General features: G+C 48.3%; 3 protein-coding genes. 1 reads left to right on the top strand and 2 read right to left on the bottom strand.

All coding sequences use genetic code 11. From position 1 onward, the window contains the following. Nucleotides 1–97: 97 nt before the first annotated feature. Nucleotides 98–1,297 (bottom strand): glycosyltransferase family 4 protein, encoded by a 1,200-nt coding sequence (locus PY364_RS28740; RefSeq protein ID WP_275571121.1) that lies wholly within the window; start codon nt 1,295–1,297, stop codon nt 98–100. Between the two features lie 55 nt (nt 1,298–1,352). After that, nucleotides 1,353–3,704 (bottom strand): IMS domain-containing protein, encoded by a 2,352-nt coding sequence (locus tag PY364_RS28735; RefSeq protein ID WP_275571120.1) that lies wholly within the window; start codon nt 3,702–3,704, stop codon nt 1,353–1,355. A 283-nt stretch (nt 3,705–3,987) separates the two neighbouring features. Between PY364_RS28735 and pdhA the strand changes: the two genes are divergently transcribed. Next, nucleotides 3,988–5,022 (top strand): pyruvate dehydrogenase (acetyl-transferring) E1 component subunit alpha, encoded by a 1,035-nt coding sequence (pdhA, locus tag PY364_RS28730; protein WP_275571119.1) that lies wholly within the window; start codon nt 3,988–3,990, stop codon nt 5,020–5,022. The last annotated feature ends 43 nt before the right edge of the window (nt 5,023–5,065 follow it).

The raw sequence follows: 5,065 nt of genomic DNA, 5'->3' as shown, positions 1-5,065 counted from the left end.
CTTTACGTAACGCCGCCATCCTGGCGGTTCTTTGACCGCCAGGATGGCGGCGTTACGGATACTTTTGCGTAAGTCTTCTATAAATAACGTCAGAGACTCAAAGAATTATCGGCTCAAAAGCTGGTCTATTAATTTTAGCTCTAGTTTCAGATGTTAGGAAGACATGGAGCAAATGGTCTATTGCGTGTTTCCAGGTGAACCTATCAGCAACAAAACTGGGGCCGAATTGACGAGCTCGCGCTGCAATTTCTGGTTTCTCGGCGGTTGCTTGCATCAAAGCTGTCAAATGTTCTAAATTGGGAGCTAAGATCGAGAAGTTTTCGCCGTCAATTGTCCGATGGGTAAATTTGCTCTCTATTTGCAGCGCGAAGTCTGGATGAGTGAAATCATCAGTGGGGCCACCTTGAGTGCAAATAACGGGCAAACCGCAGGCGGCGGCTTCCAGCACAGGCAAATTGAAACCTTCTGCCAAATAGGGAGAAACGTAAGCGTCAGCCGCTTGGTACAACTGAGCTACTTGAGAAAATGATAGCTGAGTGCCAGTATAAATGACTCTGGCTGCTACTTTTTCTCTTTCGGCATCGCTGAGGACGGCTCGGCTAGCTTGAGCTATATCATCTTTAGAAGGATACAGCAATTCTGAACCTTTTAATACCAGTTTAGCGTGAGGATAGCGCTCAATTACCGCAGCGAAGGCTTTTAATAAGGGGCGGATACCTTTTCTATCAGTACAGCCGCCGATATTTAAGAATATAAATGAGTCTTGCCATCCGAAGGCTTGGCGTAAGGCTGTTCTTTGTTCGTTTGTAAGTGGATGGTAGATATCAGTATCAACACCAAGGGGAACAACGGTGATGCGGTTGGATTGAACGCCGCTGTGAATTAATCCTGCTTTTGACCACTGGGAACAGGTAATAATTTTTGCCTCTGAATTGACGGGAGTTTCTGTTAGGGAAGATACGCCAATTCCGTCTAATACGTTGTTAGTAACTGTTCCCCATTCGGTGGCTGCAAATACCCAAGTTTGACTACTATTGGAGTTGGTGAAGTTCCAAGGACAATACATCCGCAGAGTGACATCTGCTGGCTGATTTGGCGCGGGATGGGGGATGTTACGTAATGCTTGGGTAGTGCGATCGCGATCGCTAACTTCTGTTTTCCAATTTTCATCAATATAAGGCATATCGCGATGGAATAGCTCTAAGTCTGGACGCTTAAGCATTTCCATCATTTGAAACTGATTTACTACGCTGTAAGAGTGACAAAGAAAACGCCACCCTTCAACAATAATCCGCAATTAAACCTCCTCTAACAGTTAACAGTTAACAGTTAACAGTTAACAGTTAACAAAACTATCGTAAAACCTCCCAATCTCTGATCCGCCATTGACCGTCAGTTCGGACTAAATCGTAGCGCACGCGCAAGCTATCATCGCGAGAAGTTGTAGGCTGATCGCGCTCAAAAACCTGTGCTTTTTCTGTCACCTCTGCTTCAACTTGAGCCTGATCGGGATTAGTTTCGCTAGTGCGAACTGAACTTACTTGTAAAGTATGATCGTAAGTCTGATAAACATTATTTCGCTGTTGAGCTTCTGCCATTGGCATCCATCTGGTCAAAGCTGGTTCTACGAGAATTTCTTTTAACCGATCGATCTGGTAGTCTTTACCCAAGGCTGCTTTTTTAGCAGAGAACCAAGATTCAATCACTTGCTTGCCAGATTCTTCATTCAGGGGGCCAGTCGCTGTGGGCGATGGTGGTTCTGGTACGGGAATTTCGATCGGCGGCTGTTCTAATCCTACAAGGGCTTGCTCTCCTTTCAGGGTTGGCCCAGAGAGGCTTTGCAGGGCATTTGCTAACAAATTGAAGGCTTGCACTGTTAAAAAGCCTAACAGGAGGAAAGCTAGAATCGCGACAACGATCGCAATTGTCCTATTTTTATGGATTTTAATCGATTTCAACCGTGCTTGTACTTGCTGCCAGTTGAAGGGTTCTCCGCCCGCAGCAGCGACTACAGCTTCTCCTCCAGTGAGTAAGCCGCGCGATCGCCCAGAGGTTCCCCGCTTGCGCTCTCTTAATGGTGTTGGCGATCGCCCCACTCCCTCAGAGGCAGTTTTAGGCTGGACATTTGCACCCACCGAGGTTGTTTCTGGGGAAAAGCTAGGGGCATTCGGGACGCTGGAGGTTCTAGGGGTACTTCGCACTGCCGTTGTTAGACCCGCTTCTGGCGCACTCAAGGTGACTGTAGCACTCCGATAGGAAGTAGGAGTGGGGGTTTCTGGCTCCCTCATCTGTGGGCTTACCAGTGGGGGTTTACCGAGGCGAGGGTGTACTGCTATCCACTCATTAGTCACTTCTGCCTCTGTGGGCAAAGCTTCTAAGTAAGCTTGCACGTTTTTGTCAGCAAAATAATCTTTCAGCGAAACCGGCTCGTCGGCTAAGTCTCGGAAGTGGGGAAATACTTCTTCCTGTAACCAGTGTTCGGCGTATAAACACAATCCAGGTAGTAAATCTGGGGAATCTTGGGAATTTTCCCGGATAAAAGTCAGAGGTTCGCTTTCGGAGCTCAATTCTAAAGCGCGGCTAGCTTCTTCGGTTTGGCCTAATAACAGGGCGCAAACTGCTTTTTCCAAGTGTACGTCTTGGCGACGACCTAATTGCATCAGCATCAGCTTAGCGCGGCGGATCAATGCAGGCAGTCTGGCTGCAAAACCTTGAGCTAAAAGAGTGTAGACTGCCAGGTAGGTAGCGACTGCGGAGGGACGGCGGGCTTCGGCTTCAAATAAGCTCTGTTGCTCGGCGGTAGTTAGGTGCTTCCGTAATTGCTGTACGAAGCGGAGGAAATCTTCTATACCTAAACCAGATTGGTCATCGCCAGAACCGTCTATACCGCCGCGCTCTTGGAGCATTTCGCGGAGGAATTGTAAACCTCTGGTGCGATCGGCAGTTTTTTCTGGTGGTAGCGCTACCAATTCTAAAATCCTATAGGGACGCAGCTTGTAGAGATCGGCTTGCATTTCACCCCTCACAGTAAGAAATAAGCTTTCGCGCAGCAGTAATTCCTGACCTGCTTCTAAGGATACGGCGGCATTTTCGTGTTGACCTTGCTGCCACTGTTCGCGACCAAGTTCAAGGTAGGCAAGGGCTGTGGTTAAAACTATATCAGGTCGGACGAGTTGCGGGTCGCCGAAACGACCTTCTCTGATGGCGCTACCGTTGCTGAGGTAGGGACGGGCAATTTTGATCGCCAGTTCGTATTCCCCTAACTCTTGCAGAATCAGTAAGGCTCCGGCAAATTGCTTCTCTTCGATGTCGATGCTGGGAGTATGGGGGTCAGGGGCGGCATCTAAGGCCCAGAGGTCAGAGTTAATATTGTCTCCTGACTCCTGTAGGACGGTGGCGCTGGGGCCAGGTTTTTGGTCGGATGCAGTTCTCTCCCAGAGGTGTTTTGCCCCGGAGATGCCTGAGTCATGTTCGGACTCGTAGGTTTTGGCTAGGAAACTGGCATCGTAAGCTGAGCGCTGTTCTGAGTTGGACAGGACAGCGTAGGCTTCATCGAGTAGTTGTTTTCTAGCAGCGATCGCCACTTCGGAATATTCCCTTCTGGGGAGTTGTAAAGTGCGATCGCGGTGAGCTTGCTGCAACTGTTCGGCAGTAAGCTGGATCGGCAGACCTAAAATCCGGTAGTAGTCCAGTGGAATTAGCACAGCCCACTTCCCCAAAGCACGAGCAACTGAATTAGCATATCTTAGCTAAGGTTTGTGCGAAACATAAGTGTTAGGCATTACCGAATCGAGCATTTTGTAACGCCGCCCTCTGGAAGGTACTTGTCCCGCCGAGATGGCAGCATTACGTTTAATAATGCGTAAGTCCTGACATTGTAACAATTTGCGAACCTTTGCTTCCACAATGTTAGTAGGGTTCGCTCCCTTCTTTAGCCCCGTCAGGGTTTAAAGTTAGAAATCGAGTTTGCTAAGAGGGTAGTACGCAATGGTTCAGGAAAGGATTTTACCAGTTTTTGACTCGGCACGGGTCAAAATTTCTAAGGAAGAGGGGCTAATGCTCTATGAGGATATGGTTTTAGGGCGCTTTTTTGAAGATAAGTGCGCTGAGATGTATTACCGGGGCAAGATGTTTGGCTTTGTCCACCTTTATAACGGTCAAGAAGCGGTGTCTACTGGCGTGATTCGGGCGATGCGCCGAGATGAGGATTATGTCAGCTCTACCTATAGGGATCACGTTCACGCTTTGAGTGCAGGTGTCCCAGCGCGGGAGGTTATGGCTGAGTTGTTTGGTAAGGCGACTGGCTGTTCAAAGGGACGCGGCGGTTCGATGCACATCTTTTCTGCGGAACATAATCTGCTAGGTGGTTATGCGTTTGTGGCTGAGGGTATTCCTGTGGCTACGGGGGCGGCTTTTGCTTCTAAGTATCGCCGGGAGGCTTTGGGGAATGAAAATGCAGATCAAGTTACGGCTTGCTTTTTTGGAGATGGCGCGGCTAATAATGGTCAGTTTTTCGAGTGTTTGAATATGGCTGCTTTGTGGAAGTTGCCGATTATCTATGTGGTGGAAAATAATAAATGGGCGATTGGAATGGCACACGATCGCGCTACTTCCGATCCAGTAATTTACAAGAAGGCTCATGCTTTTGGTATGGCTGGTTTTGAAGTTGATGGAATGGATGTTTTAGCGGTAAGAGAGGTTGCTCAAGAGGCTGTTGCTCGCGCTCGCGCTGGGGAAGGGCCGACTTTAATTGAGGCTTTAACTTATCGTTTCCGAGGCCATTCTTTGGCCGATCCTGATGAATTGCGTTCTAAGGAAGAGAAGGAATATTGGTTTCCTCGCGATCCGATTAAGAAGTTGGCTGCTGATTTAACTGAGCGCAATTTAGCAACTGTTGAAGAGTTGAAAGAAATTGAGCAAAAGATTCAATCAGTGGTTGATGAAGCAGTGGAGTTTGCGGAGAAAAGTCCTGAACCAGATCCGAGCGAACTTTATCGTTTTATCTATGCTGAAGATGAGTAATCTTTAGCATCCGTAACGCCGCCCTCTGGGCGGTGATTTTACC

The sequence above is a fragment of the Kamptonema sp. UHCC 0994 genome (assembly GCF_029167235.1).
In the GTDB taxonomy this organism is placed as follows: Bacteria; Cyanobacteriota; Cyanobacteriia; order Cyanobacteriales; family Microcoleaceae; genus Kamptonema.
Note: the sequence above shows the minus strand (reverse complement) of the source record. Positions and strands in the feature narration are given on the sequence as shown.